This window comes from Anoxybacillus sp. B2M1 (assembly GCF_001634265.1).
GTDB classification, from domain to species: Bacteria; Bacillota; Bacilli; order Bacillales; family Anoxybacillaceae; genus Anoxybacteroides; species Anoxybacteroides rupiense.
This window is the reverse complement of sequence record NZ_CP015435.1, coordinates 2185022-2203331: the sequence shown is the minus strand read 5'-3', so window position 1 is coordinate 2203331 and position 18310 is coordinate 2185022. Positions and strand designations below refer to the sequence as shown.

Sequence of the window (18310 nt, the reverse complement as noted above, 5' to 3'; positions counted from 1 at the left end):
AAGAGGATGACATGCGCGTTATTTTGGTCGATGATGAACCATTAATTCTTGATCGCTTTGCCAAACTAATCACAGGGAATGAAGGAATTCAACTTGTAGGGAAGTTTAGTGATCCTCGCCAAGCCTTTGAAGCGATTGTACAGAAGCAGCCAGATGTTGTTTTCCTTGATGTAGAAATGCCAGAGCTCAATGGCATAGAAATGGCAGAAAAAATTCAAACGGTTTTGCCTCGCACGAAAGTCGTTTTTGTAACCGCCTATCGGGAGTATGCGGTAGAGGCTTTTGAATTAAATGCAGTCGATTATTTAGTAAAACCGGTGCAACGGGAGAGATTGAACGAGACGATACGCCGTCTAAAAAAGGAGCTGGTAGTAAAACAGCCCTTCCATTCCCCAAATCAGGATGTCATGGTGTGCTGTTTTCAATCATTACGATTTAAACAGACGCATAAACCTTCCTACTTTTTGGATGTGCATTGGCGGACAACCAAAGCCAAAGAGTTATTTTCGTTTCTCATCCATCATCGTCACAATCCTGTCCATAAAGCAGCGATTATAGATCAGTTGTGGCCGGATATCGATTATGAGAAAAGCGTCACTCAGCTATACTCAACCGTCTATCAGATTCGTCAAGCATTAAAAAAAGCGGGGATTCATATCACCATTGTTAGTTTTAACCATAGTTATAAATTGGATTTAAATGGAATTCGATTGGATGTGGACGAATGGGAGCGACGAATCAATGAACAGCCTATCATGACAGAAGCGACTCTTGACCAACATCGGGAAATTTTAGATCTGTACGGTGGGGATTATTTGGCCGAATCTGGCTATTTATGGGCAGAAAGCGAACGGGAGCGACTTCGCGCCCTCTGGCTGCACCACATTCGAAAGGTGACAGACTTTTTATTGGCGAAAAAAGATTATATTGGCGCTATAGCCCTTTGTCATCGGATTCAGGACTATTATCCGTTCATGGAAGACAGCTATTTTGAGCTCATGCAGTTGTATAATAAATTAGGAGACCGTAAAGCGGTCATTCAGCAATATATGAATTTAAAGCAGATGCTCAAAGAAGAATATGAAATGGATCCGCCGGCGACAATCAAAACATGGTACCACATCTGGAAAGAGGACAATGATCCGCTTTAATAGAAGAGAGAGTCGTTATTAGGTGACGAGGGGCTTCATCCATAGCCTTGTTACCGTAAAATTTTGGTGCAGTCCCCAGAAAGTGAACCATGGATCTAGGGACTGCTTAAAAAATAAGAGCTTCGAATCACATGCTTTATGTTTTGGGTATTTTAAAGAAAATAGTGGTTCCTTCTCCCGGAGTGCTCTTTATGTGAAGCTCTTCTCCAAATAATTGTTTGAGACGCCAATTGGTATTGTAAATGCCGATGCCTTTTGTTTGACAAGTAGTGTGAAGAATTTTTCGTATTTCTTCTTCAGTCATGCCGACACCATTATCAGCAATAGTGACTTCAACATGCTTCCCTTGGTCGATGATGCGGATTTGAACAGTGCCACCGTGAATACGCTGAAGAATCCCATGTCTAATGGCGTTTTCCACCAACGGTTGAATGATGAGTGGTGGAATCAGTACATGCAAATGTTGATCAATGTCCCAATCAATTGTGAGTCGATCGCCGAACCGTTCTTTTTGAATATAAAGATACGATCGCAATAACTCTAGTTCATGCTCAAGAGGGACAAGTTTTTGGAAATTTTCCGAGTCAAAACTTTTTCTTAAATAATTTCCGAATTCAACCAATAAATGTATCATTCGGTCATGATCGATAGTGCTCAATGATGCGATGGTGTCAATTGTATTAAATAGAAAATGAGGATGGATTTGAGCCTGAAGCAATGCGGCTTCCATCCGCAACCGCTCATGAATCGATTGCTTCAAGTGAATCAAAGTGTTTACTCGCGCTTTCAATTCCAATCCTTCGATTGGTTTGGTTACATAATCGTTCGCTCCTGCTAAAAATCCGGCGACAATGTCCTCGGGATGGCTTCTCGCCGTCAAAAGCAAAATGGGCAATTCAAAGTTAGAGGCACGCTGTCGGATCATTCGCGTCAATTCATAGCCAGACATGTAGGGCATCATGACATCGGCGATCACTACATCCCATTCTTCTGATTCGACCAGCGCCAATGCTTCCTGACTGCTGGTAACGGAAACGACATGATAGGGCGCTTCGGAAAATATGATTTCTAGAATTCTTAAATTAATTGGATCGTCATCGACTGCCAAGATTCGAACGCTCCCTTGGTTTGGAAGCGATTTGTCGAGCGCTTGCTGTTGCTTCGCTGTATCGGTTTTGCTAAGCACCGGAATTTTTGTGGAATCCTGAACCTTCTCTTCCTTAGGATGCTCCGTGTTAGCGAGCTCGAGCGAAAACGTAAAGACCGAACCTTGCCCTGGAGTCGAATGGACAGTTAAAGTGCCGCCGTGAAGCTCGACGAGTTGTTTACAAATATGTAGACCAAGCCCTACCCCGTTTTCCATCGCGGCCGATTCTGCGTTTCCTTGCGTGTAGCGTTCAAAAATAGTGTCCAAGAGGGTTTCATGAATTCCGATTCCCGTATCGACAACAGAGACATTGACCCAATCCCCTTGAATAGAGGCATGGACGGATACTTCATCAGCTTGTGCATACTTGACGGCATTATGCAGAAGATTGAACAAAATTTGAATCACTCGGTTTTCATCGGCAAAAACCGGCGGCAAATTCGCTGGAACCCGGTTGACAAGACGGATTGATTGTTCGTCTGTCAGAAAGCGTATCATATCTAGTACAGTTTCCGTCACATCATATAGAGAGAGGAGGCGGCGCTTCATTTTGATGCGATTTTCTTTCAACCGTTCCAAATCCAGCAACGCGTCCAATAATGTGGACATATGGCGGCCAATGCTAACCATCAGCTCAAGATGCTTCGCGCTATTCGCTCTCAGGTGGGCCTTTTCGTTTTCCAATACAGCTTGGGAAATGTTGATCATGCCGTGGAGCGGGTTGCGCATCTCGTGAGCGACAGACGTCAAAAATTCATCTTTCTGCTTATCTGCTTTTTGAAGCTTCTTAGTCAACTCTTGTGACTCTGAGAATGTACGAAAATACTGTTTGAACCAATAGGTAGAAAAGCAGATCATAGCAATCATCAGATCGAAAGGATAGGATTTCATCTCAATGCTGAAGATAAAGATGACCACGAACCAAATGAGACTTCCCACTGCAGCGATGATCGCCAAAAACAGAAAGATGTTGTCATCATTGATTCGGGTTGTGGCTCGATACAGAGCCAAAGGAGCTAACAGACAAGGAATGAGCATCATGAATATATAGTACCACTGCCATGTTAAATGAATCGATATAGGGAAGCTGAAGATCATGAGCACAGTGATGGTGCACAAAAGATAATACAAAGGCGGTACTTTTGTTTGCAACTTATCAGGCAAGAAATGCTGAATGCATTTCAATAATGTGTACCCACCAGCCACCATTGTTAGCAACGTGATCTTGATGCTCCATTCAAATGAGAGCGGAACCCATTGAAATAGCAATCCATTTCCTATCAATGTACCATTGACGATGCAAAGAATCATCAATGAAAAATAAAGAAACGTTTTATTGCGGTTTCCAATAAGGAAGACGATTAAGCTATACAAAGCATGGAAGAGGTATATGACACAAGTGATAATCGCTACCGTGGTGTTAAACTGGATTTCCTGTGAAAGAGGTTCAAGCAACCCTAAGTGTACGGATTGCAAAATCCCAGCGCGAAACGGATGATCGTAATTGGCCACTTGGATAATCAGTTCAATTTTAGTGGCATGGTTCACAGGGAAATACACTGTTTGCGGAGTGGTCCGCGGCTGATAGCTCTCTTTCTCTGAGGCGGGGATTCCCGCCTGAGATAAAAGCTTGCCATTGACATACACTTCTGCTGAGCTGCTGATACTAGGAATGTGTATGCCATAGATGGCTTCTTGATGTGGATCAAGGAGAATCCGTAAACGATAAGAGCCATAACCGAAGACTTGACCATTTTCGGTAGATGTGCGCCAGTTGCCGGGAACACGTATCCATTGCACCTCTTTGCTAGAGACAACAGATTTCCCTTGTTTTGTGATCAACCATTGGTTAGGGAAAAATTCCCATTCTCCATCAAGAGGTAAGCTATGCTCCTTGAGTGGTTCCCAGCCGCGCAAATCTAACACCCCACGTTCCGCAGTCGGATGATCGGGAATGGTGAATGCGCTCATCCAAAGAAAACGAATCATGATTATGATAAGAAGAAAAACGGACAATATGAAAGCGATTTTTCGTTTGGACAATCTATATCCTATCTCCTTACGACATGTCGTTTTAGTTACATGTTCTATTTTTAATTCAATTATAATATGTTCAACATTAAAAAACACCTGTATCGGAAGTTTTCTAAGTGGAAATCCCAACTATATGGGGAGGGGGAGTTTTAACGCATTTATTCTTGTTCAAGGAGAGAGTTCAAATGAGAAAACGATTGGCTGCGATTTTTATTGTGATTGGGTTGTCCATCATCTTCGTTTCTATGCAACAGATTTTAGAAACGAAAGAAGCGACTCAGCAGGCGTTACAAACAGCAGAACAGATTGTGGATGAAAAGAAGGGAGAAGGAGGGAAAGATTTCCGAGTTTCTAGAGAACAATTTTCACCGAAGGGTCATGATGTGATAGGGATCTTATACATTCCAAAAATTGATGGGACATTGCCCATTGTCGAAGGAACAGAGGAAGAAATGTTGCGTAAAGGGGTGGGACATCACGTCTCTACTGCCTTTCCTGGCGATCATGAACAAATTCTTTTATCTGGACACAGGGACACGGTGTTTCGAAAGTTTGGCGATTTGGAAGTGGGCGATCGGTTTGTCGTAAAAATGCCTTATGGCACATTTGAATACGAAATGAAGAAAGCGGAAATTGTTGAAGCACATGACACTTCCGTCATAGGCCCTAAAGGGGAAGAGGTTTTGACATTATCAACATGTTATCCGTTTCACTACGTTGGACCGGCCCCAGAGCGATACGTTATTTATGCGTACCCTGTGGACTGAAAGAACGAATAAATATAAAGAACCAATCAATGAAAAATGATTAACAAAATATATCTGAGTTTGAAGACAATCATGCTATGGGTATAAAGGTGAGATTAACTTGGTTTTGGAACTAAGGGGGTTCTGATTATTTGTATGAAAATTGGATCATTTCTTAAATGATCAGAAACATCCACTTTAAAAAGGGGAATAATGGTAAATAATTCAGCCGATCTTTTGACGCCATGAGTTTTCGTTGGCTGCCATATGGCTCATCTTTCTAACATGTTGGTATTCATTCATCTTCTATAGTTGGTTTCAACAACCTTAAAAATATCCTTTCTTTTAAGTATCGCTAGAAATATGAAAATGACTTAAAGAAATGGCTGGTGTATTTTCTGTTTTTTTATAAAAGGCTCTGTTAAAAAATATTGTTGATATTTGAAACCTTTCCAAATTTATAGTATAATCTCATTAGGAACAAACATTCGGGGATTGGATGGAAAAAAGCTTTTTAAAAAGGAATAAGTCTATCAATGAGGGAAGTGCCATGCTACTCCAACCTCTTCCGTTGGTGGTCGATTAATGAACGAAACTCGGGAACCTCGTTCTGCCGTTTTTATTCAACCAACGGAATAATGGAACATTCATTCTAAATTAGAGGAGAATTTTATGGAGAAAAAACGAAAATTAGTATTATTTATTTCAACGAGTTTAGATGGATATATAGCTACAAAAGATGAATCTCTTGATTGGCTATTCCAAGTCGAAGGTGAAGGAGATAACGGTTATTCTGAATTTTATGAAACGGTAGATACGATTTTATTTGGTAAAAGGACCTACGATTGGGTACTGAAACAAGGTATAGAAAAACTCCCATATGAAAACAAAGCATGTTATGTATTTACAAGATCTCCTCTTGAGGATCAAGAAGATGTAAAATTTGTTAATGAAGATGCGGTTCATTTCACCAATAAACTTAAAAATCAAGAAGGAAGAAACATTTGGCTTGTGGGTGGAGGAGAATTGTTACATTCTTTTATAAAAAATCAATTGGTTGATGAATTTATCATGAAAGTTGCCCCTATTTTACTTGGAACAGGAATTCCTCTATTTAGAGAGGGAGATTATCAATTAAACCTCTCGTTGAAAGGTGTCAGGAACTTCAATCAATTCGTTGAACTGCACTATGAAGTTAAAAAGTAAAGGCACACACAAACGAAGGGAAGCCTAAAAAATGGGTTTTCCCTTCATGAATCGCAATGATCAACACGAAAATGTAACAGAGCCTCATAAAAAAGAAAGCACCAAGATAAACGTCTCGGTACTTTTCGCTAGTTTTCTTTTACTGCGCTTGCTGTAAGTCGCTGATATCTTGCCTCATGTTCAATGGAACGTTTGGAAAGAACGTCTAAAATACGCTCGTGGCGCTCTTGATTTAGCTCGATGTTTTTAACAATTCGATTGGTCTCTAAGATAGCTTGTTGAATGCTTATAAGATCTCCTTTTGTCGCAACCGCAGCAAGATCTTCTTTGGTTGCCAGTTTTGTCTTCATCTGGTCAATTTCTGATTGAAGTTCAACTAGTTTCTCGAGAATTTGATTTAATAGCGCTTCCACCATGATCATCCTTTTTTGAAATATTGCGCTGTGTTCTTGCGCTTTATGTACATACACCCTATTCACATTGTTGGTTATTCGTCAATCTTGGGGTTTCGACGAATTCGACCGATCGGCGCGGCAGATCAGGTAGCTCTGATTTTGGAAAATCTATATCAGATAGCCGATTTTTGTTCTCATATTGGATATGAAGAATTTTACAACTTCTTGAGGGCGTTTCCTATCGTATTATCAATTTTTCATGGCTATAAATTATTATAAGTGAACAAGTAGATAGATGCAATGTGACATGTTAATTTTGACATAGATCGAGCGTTTGGAATTTTTCTACGGTCGGGCAGACCCATAGCGCCGCTTTATGGAACAGTGGGCGGAGCTGAAGATGGCGTTATTTCCATCTTCGTTGACGAAAAGGCAAGCCCGAATCTAACAAGCTTCGGCAAACTCAAAAATCCTCATTTGTTTTCCTAAAGATGACGTATGAACGAAAGAAAAACTGTCGTCGACCTCCAGTAGCGTCAAAAACCCGGGGGATCGACGACAATTTTCTAACCGCCAGAATTCCTACAGCGATCAGAAAAAGAAGCTATTGCTCGAATTTTAAGATACGTTTATAATGACATTGTATCCATTTTCCAACTGCTGCTTTTATCATGATTTTTGGGGTTTTTATCTTACCTATGAGGGATTGAAACGCTTTTTGAGCAAAGCAACCCAATACGACCAAAGAGTTTTTATCTTACCTATGAGGGATTGAAACCATATCAACGTAAATCTAAGTGAATTTTTGTGACAGTTTTTATCTTACCTATGAGGGATTGAAACTGGGCTCGAAACAAAACTCCAACGAGCGAAAGCCAAGTTTTTATCTTACCTATGAGGGATTGAAACTTGTTTCAAAACTATGAAAAGGGGGTGAAACAGATATGTTTTTATCTTACCTATGAGGGATTGAAACAGCGGTGTTCGAGCGGCGGTAGTCATCGAAAACACTCAGTTTTTATCTTACCTATGAGGGATTGAAACTAAGCAGGAATCAATAGTTAGGCCGTGTGAAAGATTTAGTTTTTATCTTACCTATGAGGGATTGAAACAAGAACCCAATGAGATGATTATAAGCATCTTGTATGTTTTTATCTTACCTATGAGGGATTGAAACGAGAGCCTTTGCAATGCCTGTCACAATGAGGAGCATCCGTTTTTATCTTACCTATGAGGGATTGAAACCACCTTGATCATCTTGACCAAAAAAGCGGTTTTTCACGTTTTTATCTTACCTATGAGGGATTGAAACTTTCTTGAAAAAAATTCAAATAACAACTCATCAAGGGTTTTTATCTTACCTATGAGGGATTGAAACAGAGAATCTGACGGGGCCTCACAAAAAGCGGCCAGTGCGTTTTTATCTTACCTATGAGGGATTGAAACTTGGCTCAACAAGCTGCGGAACAAATCAGTCTGTTGAGTTTTTATCTTACCTATGAGGGATTGAAACTTGTAGCGTGTTTAGCGACGGATTTCCACGACTTCGTTTTTATCTTACCTATGAGGGATTGAAACTCAATCGTGAAAAACGAACGGTTGTAGCGTTAATCCGTTTTTATCTTACCTATGAGGGATTGAAACTGTGTTTCATATGTGGGGATTCAACCAGACATTTTTATGTTTTTATCTTACCTATGAGGGATTGAAACTCCGACGGTAATCGCTATATACGAAAAAGTGATAAAAGTTTTTATCTTACCTATGAGGGATTGAAACAAATTCGTTTCATGCCATCACTTCGCTTATTTCACAGTTTTTATCTTACCTATGAGGGATTGAAACTTGAGAACACAAAATCTATCCCAGACGAAGCAGGACGGTTTTTATCTTACCTATGAGGGATTGAAACTCAATCTATGGCCGTGGTTGCGAAAGCGTTAGGAAGTTTTTATCTTACCTATGAGGGATTGAAACCGCGTTACATACGCCCCATACACGCGCTGCGAATCTAAGTTTTTATCTTACCTATGAGGGATTGAAACTGAAATCGTCTCGAAGCGTTGTTGGGTTAATCTTCGTTTTTATCTTACCTATGAGGGATTGAAACTGTCTAAGAAAGGAGCGCAAATATGACGGTAGAAATGTTTTTATCTTACCTATGAGGGATTGAAACAGCGCAACCCCACCCGAATCACGCGGTGAACGAATCGGTTTTTATCTTACCTATGAGGGATTGAAACAAAAAATTCATAAAATAAATGTTTACATATACAAAGTTTTTATCTTACCTATGAGGGATTGAAACCGTGGTACTTGAATATAGCTTGTGCGAATCACTCGGTTTTTATCTTACCTATGAGGGATTGAAACTAATCATCAAACGTAAAAGGCATTTCAATTTGTGTCAACGTTTTTATCTTACCTATGAGGGATTGAAACCTGTTGTGTCGGCACCGGCGCAATCAATTTCACGCTTGTTTTTATCTTACCTATGAGGGATTGAAACCCTGTTGTGCGAAATTCGCCGGTTTCGAACACAAAACAGTTTTTATCTTACCTATGAGGGATTGAAACAGATTCTCCCCAAAACTCCCAGGTCACAGCATGACCGTTTTTATCTTACCTATGAGGGATTGAAACATCAACGAGCCTGAAACGTCACTTGCGAAAATCCGTATCGTTTTTATCTTACCTATGAGGGATTGAAACTTTTGTCAATGTATTTTTATATATTTCATTTAAAATCGTTTTTATCTTACCTATGAGGGATTGAAACACTCATTGATGCATACGACAAGATTATTAGTGACTCGGGTTTTTATCTTACCTATGAGGGATTGAAACAAATCTAGATCATACAGGAAAACCGCCTTTGCCGCGTTTTTATCTTAACTACAAGGAATAAAAACATTTTGCACGCACAGTGTTTTTACTGCCATCGACGGCGCGTCAATTATAGGGCTGTGGTGATTGAAATGGCTTTAAGAAAACACATCAGGAAACTTAAGATCAAATTTTATGTTATGCGGTAGATATATGGGGTCTTCCCTCATTACATTTACGTGATGGGGGATAGACCCCATTATTTGTTTATTATCATATAAGCCTCAAGTCTTATTCGAATATACATTTGAGGTCCATTTTGGAACATTCCCTTTTACTGTATTCTTACAATAAGAAAAGGAAGAGTCGCTTGATCTTATTCCATCCAAGTTGTAGATCGAGGCAAAATGTCGAATATTCCATTAAATGGAAGGTGACTGAAGCATTAGATCGTGCGTGAGGTTCAGCCGTTTTAAGGGCGCCTGAAAAAGTTGATGGTTCGAAGTAGGGTGAAGAAACTGATGTAAAATTTAATGGGAAAGGAAGGAAAAACATTGGAAAAGAAAATTCCTGTTTTATTAGGTCTTATTGGATTGATTAGCTTATCCCTTATCTTTTGGAATCCAGTTGATTTTAGTTGGTGGCCTTTCGGAAAGCCAAAAAACCAGTCGGTTACATCAGAGGGAATTGATATGATTGAAATGGATATTTCAGGTGTCAGCACAACGATTATTCCGAAACACCGTGAAGACATAAAAGCTGATTTAGATGGAAAGGGAAAACTGACAGTTAAGCGTCAGGGAGATAAAGTGAGTATAAGTGTGGAGCGGAAACGGTTTGGGTGGCCATTTCATAACAAGGCAAAACTGAATCTTTATATCCCTGAAGATTATGATCGAAACATGGTGATAAATCTGGGGTCAGGGAATTTGAGCTTCTCTGGTCATTCAAAAAATAAACCGATGAAACTAGATAAATTACTGTTCGATGTGAGCTCAGGAAACGTCAAACTAAAAAATATATCGGTTCAACGTTTTGAACACGACAGTTCATCGGGGAATGCCGATATCGACTCATTAACGGCAGAATCAGGAACATTTGATATTCGTTCGGGAAATCTCAAGGTGCGGCATTATAGTGGAGCGATTGAGGCCGATTTATCATCTGGAAATGTAAGTATGCAAATGGACGAATTAACAGGGGCTGTGGATATTGAAGTCAGTTCCGGAGGGGTGGATCTTCATCTTCCGAAAAGTGCTGATTTTACTTTAAACGGAAAAACAAGCAGCGGTAATATCACATGTGATTTTCCGTTAACCAAGAAAAAAATAGAGCATAAAAGCATCAAAGGCGTCCATGGATCCGGTGAACATCCTATCGATCTAAATGTATCGAGCGGCCATATAAACATTTATTAAAACAACGGAGAACAATATGAATTTAAGAAAGCAGCCTGATTCCTATCTTTGTGTTTCAGGCTGCTTTTTCAATGATTAACCTGTTTAGAAGCAGCATCGACAAGAACAGACATTGATCAGAATCTTCAACTGAATGGATCTAGATGTTGCGCTTTCTCTTACTTTATAAAAAAATAAGTTACAAAATGTGATTCATAAATCCATTGAATCGCATTTCCAAAAGACTATTTTTGTATTTTTTTGAAAAAAAAGAAGGAATTTTTGAATAAAATGAAGAAAAATTTTTCACATCACTTACTATTGATGGATTATATACAAGTGATAAATGATTTCGACATCCCATTCATTTGCACATGATCTTGAGCGAACGAGAAGATAGATACCCATTCAATTAAGGAGAATTCGGTTTTTTTTTGGCCGAGAACCGAACAACCAGCTGTTTTCAGAGAAATGAATGCGTCTGCAAGCGGCGTTGTTGGATCGTCCGCTCGCCATCCCTGCTTATTAGAGAGGGGAGTATGGCTACATTAATGGAAGGGATAGCCGAGAAATCTGTCCATCTTCATTGGCATTCTATTTATAAAAAAGTGAATCGAGAATGCCTTATTTTAAGCTTTTGTGGGTTTTAAAGGGAGGGATGAGACAACATGGGGAATGGATATTTTGTCAGCGAGTTAAAAAGGGCGTTTTTTTCAAGAAACACTTTAATTAGTCAACTATTAATTTTCGCTTGCATATTTATAGGCTCTTTTGAGTTTATTTTTCATCCGTACCCAGGTGTAAACGCCATTTATTTATTTATGTACTCACATAGTGAGGGAACGTCAGCCATATTAAGTTTATTGTTTCCCGTGTTAGTTTCTTTACCGTTTGCTGCTTCTTATGTAACGGATGTTCGCACTGGCTTCATCCACTATATATCTTATCGAATGAGCCGAAAAAAATATTTGCTGATTCGCCTGCTGGTAAACGGACTAGTAAGCGGCTATGTGATTGCATCAAGCCTGCTTGTATCGTTTATCCTCTTTTTACTGATAAAAAAATTTGATGTGTCGGTTGTAGATACTCTAAATATCATAGTCTTGCGCGGGGTATACGAGTATTCGCCGGTTTTATTTGTTTTGATCATGATTTTGAATAGCTTTGTTTGCGGGGTCGTTTTTTCTACTTTAGCGCTTGGCGTATCTACATTTATTCATAATCAGTATTTAACCATTGTTTTTCCTTTTGCTTTTTATATCTTTTCTGGAACTTTGTTATTTCAAATCAACAAATTCCTCAATTCTGCTATGTTATTTGATTTAGAGTATGATCCTGATTTAAAGATTTCATACGTCGCACTTTACGATTTGATATTGTTAATCATAGGAGTTGCATTATTTTTTATAGGAGCTGCCAAACATGCGGAGTAATTTGAGCATTAGATTGCTTAATATTCTTTATAGCGGCAAGTTTGTTTATACGATTCTATTGTTCCTTATTATCATCAGTCTCTTTCGTTTTTATTCTTTTTTCATGTATAAAGAGGAAAAAAATGTTTTCGATTTATTATTGTTTTCATTTCATGATTTTTTCCATGTATTCTTTCTCTTATCATTAATTTATTTAGTGAGTATCTTTCCTTTCACCACTTTTCGTTCGTTTGATCAGTACGCAATGATTAAATTCGCCAGCCGCGCTAAATGGTTTTACACTTCTGTTATCAGTATGGGCATGGCAACCTTATTATTTGTTTTAGCGTCGGTTTTCATTTGCCTCCTTGAATCATTGTTGACATTGAAATTTGAAAACAGGTGGAGTGAATATGGGGCGGCCGTATATGACTTCCTATTAAAATATAACGATATAAAGCCGGCGACGTTGGTGTTAGTTAGTCTACTCCTCGTTTATTTATTTTTTCTAACATTGGGAATCACTTTTTTTGTGGCTAACTTAATCGTCCGAAATAATGTCATTAGCTTTATCATCACGCTCGGCTTTAATGTGATTAGCATCGTTATATATTTAAGTAAAATCACTTTCTTTTATCCGTTTACATTCACTTATCATGTTTTAGTAGGAAAAATGGGGAGCTCATTTTATAGTCACTTTGTCCAGTCCATAATCTATTGGGGAACGGTTTTGACCCTATTATTGTTTATAGGAATATCGCGGGTGAAAAAGATGGACTTTAGTTGGAGGCAATCATGAAATATTTACGTCTTTTAAGGTATTTTCTTCGTACTTTGTTGTATAAAAGAAATTTGATAATCATCCTTTTAACTTTTGTGGTTTTTCATTTTGTGTCATTCAATTTTTATAATTGGCAAAATGCTGGACCTGCTTCTCTTTTAATAACATTTTACTATGGACCTGCTTATTTTAATTTTGATTTGTTAAGATGGTTGCTACATCAAACGCCGATATATGTTTTATGTGGGAATTTTTTAAACAAACAACTTAATGAAAACAACCTTTGGATACTTCCAAGAGCAGGTCAGTTTTCTTTATGGTTAAATGGGATGATTTCAGCTAATTTTATATTTATCGTGATTTATTATTCGATAGGGTATTCCATTTCCATGCTATTATCATACCTGATAAATGGCGGAAAAAGCATGAGTGCTAGTTTAGATGATATTCCTTTGTTGAACACTTATACTCCTCTAAAACTCATGTTATTTCAATTTGTTTTACTGATCTTGTTGACTTTTTTCGTTGTGTTAATGAGTCATGTGGTTTCGATATTGACTGGCAATTCAATAGCAGGCTTTAGCATCTCTGTTATGTTTATTTTCATATCAGTAGGTTTACTACAAAGTTCACCATATGTGAATAAATGGCTGCCGTTTTCACAGGGCGTTCTTGCAGCGAGAAACGTAGAGGTCTCTCCGTTTGCATGGTCATTGAGCTACTATTTCTTTGTAATTTTTATGATCATGATACTCTTTCATTATATATGCTGTAAACGCATGGACAGTCTATTACATAAGAATACGCTATAAGGTGGGATATGATGAATAGCCATAATGACAGTGCAGTGAAAATTGTAAATCTTAGTAAGGAGATAAAGGGCCATAAGATTTTAAAGGATATTCATTTAGAAGTTAGCAGGGGGAAAATTTGCGGAATCGTGGGTAGGAATGGATCAGGAAAAACCATGCTATTTAAAGTTATAGCCGGACTGATCAGACCCACCTCAGGCATGGTTGAAATATTTGGCGACCCAATCACTTCAGGGAAATTCCCTAAAAACATAGGGTTGTTGTTAGATAAAAACGGCCTGCTTCCTCATTATTCAGGCCTTGAAAATTTGAAACTATTGGCTTCCATTAATCAGATAATTTCGTTGGAGGAAATCAAAAGGACTTTGGAAATCGTAGGGTTAGACCCTGAAGATAAAAGACCTACAAAATATTATTCTTTAGGGATGAAACAGCGACTCGGTATAGCTCAAGCGATTATGGAAAAACCAAGCCTTCTTATTTTAGATGAGCCAATGAATGGGCTGGATGAGGACGGTGTAGCAGACATCAGAAATTTAATAAAAAATTTAAAAACGCAAAATGTAACGATTCTCTTATCAAGCCATAACTCAGAAGACATTAACCTTCTTTGTGATGAGGTTTATAAAATGGACAAGGGATGTTTGAGTGCTTTGAACAACCGCAAGTCCGAATTCACGCCACATACGTAAAAAGGCAGCGCCGCCTTTGATGGATGCGTCCATCAAGGGCGGTGCTTTTCATATGCCAAAACAAAAACGAAAATACAGCAACCGCAAAGATTTCTTTCTGCAACGGGGGAAGTGAGCCATGAGAGAGTTGAAAAAGGCTTGTGACGGTAAATCCATGATCAATGGTTCGAACGATTCGTTCCGTGTATCATCCTATCTTTCTATCATGGAAGTTTCCCCCTTTTATTTCAGGCGAAATACGCAATCTTCCTTTTATCTAATTTTTCCTGTTATGGAAATCTTGTTTTCTATCAGGTAAGATAAACATAGTAGGTAGTTTTCTTGCGCTTTTTCAATCGGACAGGAGGAACGATTTATGCCGGATTTGACTATATCAATTTTAACCGCTGTGATCGGCTTTTTTCTCAGCTTCTTGGTAGATTTTTTTAAAAAATGGCGTTCGTCTGTGTATGTAGGTATATTCGCTGCTATATTCGGAATTGGATGGATCGTCTATGTGTTTTTGGAACAAGGGTTTCTAGAAGCGACGATTATTTTTTCTATATTGTTATTTAGCTTTTTTAGCTTTCCGGTGCCAGAAAGAAGCGGTGCCCAATCGCAAGAGATCATCGGTAAACTGAAAAAACAAGGATCAAGAGAAATTGTATTGTCTAAGAATAAAGAGCGTATCCTATTGGATTTCTTATTTGCGGGATTGTTTATGGGCATCGCTGTTCTTTATTTCCTTTTCGGTCCGAATTCCCCCATCACGCTCGTACTTTTGTACAGCTTCGTCTCTCTTGTGGCTGGGCTGACGAAAAGAATAAGACTGTTTCGCTCTCTTCGTTTTTTTTACGCAGAACAGGAAGAGGCGCTATATGCGATATCTTTTATCGAAACGAAAAAGTATCCATTAAAGGAGCTTTCAGAAGCAAGCGTTCAAACACGGCCGGATGTGTTGCAACTATTTCCGCTTTTTTCTTTGTTTTCTCCTCATACGGACTATACGACCAGCGTGGGGAAAACGTGGAAATTATCTTTTTCCGGCGAAAAAATCTATCTCACCCCTGATCCATCGGAATCGATGGATTTCGTCCTCAGAGAGGAAAGGAAGAAACTAGAAGAGATCGAGGTAAAACCTTTTTATCATCAAAGTAATTGGAAGCGTCTTCTAGGAAAGGGGTATTTTGCGGCAACGGTGAAAGGAGTAGGAGCCTATGCGGCTCTCTTAACACTTTTCACTTTTATGGGTATCAGCCCGCTTGTGACGGCCATGGTTATTTTGCTATTTTGGATATTCAATCTGTGGATTTCTGATCGCGTATTAAAAATGGCTTTAGATATGAAGGAAATAAGCGATCCTCAGTTGCTTCCGATCATCGAGAAAGTCTTTTCGCGTGCTGGACTTTCCCATGTCACTATTTATGTCACAGAATCGGTCGAATATAATGGGTTGGCGGCAGGCGCTAATATTGGCCGATCACTGGTGGCGCTGACTTCGGAAACGCTGAAGCTTCCCCTTGAAGCCATTGAAGGCATTTTGGCTCATGAGGCCATTCATGTCAAAAAGCGAGACGTCTTGACTGGACAGTTGTTGCGATTTGTTTTGATTGGATGGATTGTCATCGGTATTTTCTTTATACATGAAACCTATCCGAATTTGCTAAAAAACCATCAAATCCTCGTTTTTTTCGTCCTTTGGATTTTAATTTTTCTGCTTCCTGCTTTCCAGTCTCTGATTACGCAGTGGATGGAAGTACGGGCCGATCATTTAGGAGCAACGCTGTTGGATGGCGGGAATGTTCAAATGGCCAAAAGTTTGACCATCCTCTCTGAGCATCAAGATCAAGCATCGGAAAAAGCAATCGGATACCACGTCGTTCCTGAAGAAGAGCAAGAAGCGGAGGAAAAGGACGAAAGATTGTCTTCTTTGGAAAGGGATTCTTGTTTTTTTCGATTTTTGGAATTTCAGTTTATGTCTCATCCGCCCATGTATTGGCGTGTTCATTCGCTTCGAACAACAGAAACAGGATGGAACATAGGGAAAATAAAATTATGGTGGAACAGCCGCTTTCAGGAATCGCTGCCCAATTGGAAGAAAAATCTATAGACTTCCATTCTTCTTCCAAATCCTCCGATTGAAGGGTTTGAATGTGGCTTGATATGTATTTTATATACAAAATATTCCATTTTATGAAGGGAGCAATCATGAAAACAGGAAATAGCTAGCTTACCATTTCTCTATAACATTTCTGCTAGTCCTCATTGGCTAACGATCATATTAAATTTCATTGTATATCCGCATATGAGCTTCTCCCACCTAAACTCTGTTTAAAGGTGGGAGATTTCTCATTGGATATGTTAAATTCTGACCATCAGACCCCTTTGCTGATCATAAGGTATAAGATGAGAACAGGGAGCAATGTTGCGAGCGTTCCGAATATCATCCAGTGCCGCGACGCCTGGCGGTACGATTCTATGTTGAATTCGTTTTCGGCAGTTGGAGCGCTGAGATGTATCATTTTGCGTTGCAAAGGAAGCAGCACTCCAGCCCAAAGTATTCCTGTCAATGCAAATAATATCAAGGACAAGGTTAGCCAATTAAATCCTGAAACGAGATATCCCGCTTGAACAGCCATCCAAACTCCAGATATGATAATGAGCAACAGTCCCGGAATAGTGAAAACGAAATCAGCTAGCATGACATTTTTGGCAGTCCGATGAATGAAGTCACGGTGTCTCGTTTGATCTGCCCGCATTTTCCAGAAAGCCGTCACGCTAATATTGCCTAAAAAAAGGACAACCCCGACAATATGCACAAATAACAGAGGTTTCATATGTTTTTCCTACCTTTCTGCCTTTGACTGAAGCCTTTCAGAGATCAGTTCGGCAAAATCTTGATTAAAGAAATAGCCGTTTGAATCAATGACGCTGCGCATCCGCAAACCAAATGAGATAAGCGTAAATAACTCTGCTGTTTTGTCGGCATCAATGGACTGTGAGATAACGCCAGCCTCTTGTCCAGCAATGATCCATGATTTGGACATATGAATGGCTTGTTCATAATATTGCTGGAGTATTTTTTTTATATCAGGTTGATCGCTTTTGCCTAAAAGGTACATGAGCACTTGATTGCCGGGATCTTGCGGATTTTCCAGATCTGACAATCGGGATGTGATTTCATAGAGTGGTTCCTCAAATGAGGCCTTTTGCGAAGCCTGATGGAAGAAGCGCTCGTTTATTTTGTCGAGCCTTTCCTTCAACACCCAACTGAAAAGTTCGTCTTTGCTTTTTACATAATGGAAAATAGCTCCTTTAGACAACCCGGAACGCTCCATAATGTCATGGAGTGTTGTATTGGTGCATCCTTTTTCATAAATTAATTCTTTCACAGCATCCAATAGCAATCGCTTCGTTTGCTCTCGTTTTTGTTCACGCTTCAATTATGTGCCTCCTTTCGAGGGTATAGGAGTATTTATCATTAATTATAAATACCGACCGTCGGTTTGTAAATAAAAAATTTTATTGGCCAGATAAAATGATCGATTGTGAGATTCCGTGTTGGCATGATGATGATTCGATTGAAAAGAGATAGGCTCGAGCCTGTTTCCTTAAGTGCAGAATTTTGGAGAGGGATAACTGAAAGGGGGAATCTATTTCAGAAAAACGGGGATAGAACACGTATTAAAGAAATTCAACTAAACTAGAAGCCGATGTGTCGGTCTCATCCCA

Annotated in this window: 12 protein-coding genes and 1 CRISPR repeat array; of the genes, 8 read left to right on the top strand and 4 right to left on the bottom strand. The window is 39.2% G+C overall.

All coding sequences use genetic code 11. From position 1 onward, the window contains the following. Nucleotides 1-11: 11 nt before the first annotated feature. Nucleotides 12-1151 (top strand): response regulator, encoded by a 1140-nt coding sequence (locus tag GFC28_RS10660; RefSeq protein WP_044746210.1) that lies wholly within the window; start codon nt 12-14, stop codon nt 1149-1151. 136 nt (nt 1152-1287) lie between these two features. Here GFC28_RS10660 and GFC28_RS10655 read toward each other — a convergent pair whose 3' ends face one another. Next, on the bottom strand, nt 1288-4341 hold the full coding sequence (locus GFC28_RS10655) for a hybrid sensor histidine kinase/response regulator (protein ID WP_044746209.1): 3054 nt from the start codon (nt 4339-4341) through the stop codon (nt 1288-1290). A 176-nt stretch (nt 4342-4517) separates the two neighbouring features. Between GFC28_RS10655 and GFC28_RS10650 the strand changes: the two genes are divergently transcribed. Together GFC28_RS10650 and GFC28_RS10645 are read left to right on the top strand one after the other, a co-directional pair. Continuing rightward, nucleotides 4518-5099, top strand: a complete 582-nt coding sequence (locus tag GFC28_RS10650; RefSeq protein WP_044746208.1) for a class D sortase — start codon at nt 4518-4520, stop codon at nt 5097-5099. Nucleotides 5100-5750: 651 nt separating this feature from the next. After that, nucleotides 5751-6284, top strand: coding sequence for a dihydrofolate reductase family protein (locus tag GFC28_RS10645; protein WP_044746207.1), 534 nt, complete (start codon nt 5751-5753; stop codon nt 6282-6284). 128 nt (nt 6285-6412) lie between these two features. Here the strand turns inward: GFC28_RS10645 and GFC28_RS10640 are convergent, their stop codons facing one another. Further along, nucleotides 6413-6700 carry a hypothetical protein gene (locus GFC28_RS10640; RefSeq protein ID WP_044746206.1) on the bottom strand — a complete coding sequence of 96 codons (288 nt, stop codon included), beginning with the start codon at nt 6698-6700 and terminating at the stop codon, nt 6413-6415. A gap of 662 nt (nt 6701-7362) precedes the next feature. Continuing rightward, nucleotides 7363-9591: direct repeats of the CRISPR family, unit length 30 nt; unit sequence GTTTTTATCTTACCTATGAGGGATTGAAAC. Between the two features lie 468 nt (nt 9592-10059). Between GFC28_RS10640 and liaG the strand changes: the two genes are divergently transcribed. The 5 genes from liaG to GFC28_RS10610 all read left to right on the top strand — a co-directional run bounded on the left by liaG (nt 10060) and on the right by GFC28_RS10610 (nt 16688). After that, a complete protein-coding gene (gene liaG / locus GFC28_RS10635; RefSeq protein WP_052660998.1) occupies nt 10060-10923 on the top strand; it encodes a LiaG family protein in 864 nt (287 codons plus the stop codon). 647 nt (nt 10924-11570) lie between these two features. Continuing rightward, nucleotides 11571-12335 carry an ABC transporter permease gene (locus tag GFC28_RS10630; protein WP_044744715.1) on the top strand — a complete coding sequence of 255 codons (765 nt, stop codon included), beginning with the start codon at nt 11571-11573 and terminating at the stop codon, nt 12333-12335. A gap of 774 nt (nt 12336-13109) precedes the next feature. Continuing rightward, nucleotides 13110-13907: a hypothetical protein gene (locus GFC28_RS10620; RefSeq protein WP_044744713.1), complete on the top strand. Its 798-nt coding sequence runs from the start codon at nt 13110-13112 to the stop codon at nt 13905-13907. Nucleotides 13908-13918: 11 nt separating this feature from the next. After that, the gene (locus tag GFC28_RS10615) at nt 13919-14599 is read left to right on the top strand and encodes an ATP-binding cassette domain-containing protein (protein ID WP_044744712.1); all 681 of its coding nucleotides are present in this window, start codon (nt 13919-13921) and stop codon (nt 14597-14599) included. Between the two features lie 355 nt (nt 14600-14954). Continuing rightward, nucleotides 14955-16688: a M56 family metallopeptidase gene (locus GFC28_RS10610; RefSeq protein WP_044744711.1), complete on the top strand. Its 1734-nt coding sequence runs from the start codon at nt 14955-14957 to the stop codon at nt 16686-16688. Between the two features lie 265 nt (nt 16689-16953). On the opposite strand, the gene GFC28_RS10605 is transcribed toward GFC28_RS10610, so the two are convergent. Further along, nucleotides 16954-17415, bottom strand: a complete 462-nt coding sequence (locus tag GFC28_RS10605) for a DUF2269 family protein (RefSeq protein WP_044744710.1) — start codon at nt 17413-17415, stop codon at nt 16954-16956. A 9-nt stretch (nt 17416-17424) separates the two neighbouring features. After that, nucleotides 17425-18021 (bottom strand): TetR/AcrR family transcriptional regulator, encoded by a 597-nt coding sequence (locus GFC28_RS10600; protein ID WP_044744709.1) that lies wholly within the window; start codon nt 18019-18021, stop codon nt 17425-17427. Nucleotides 18022-18310: the final 289 nt, after the last annotated feature.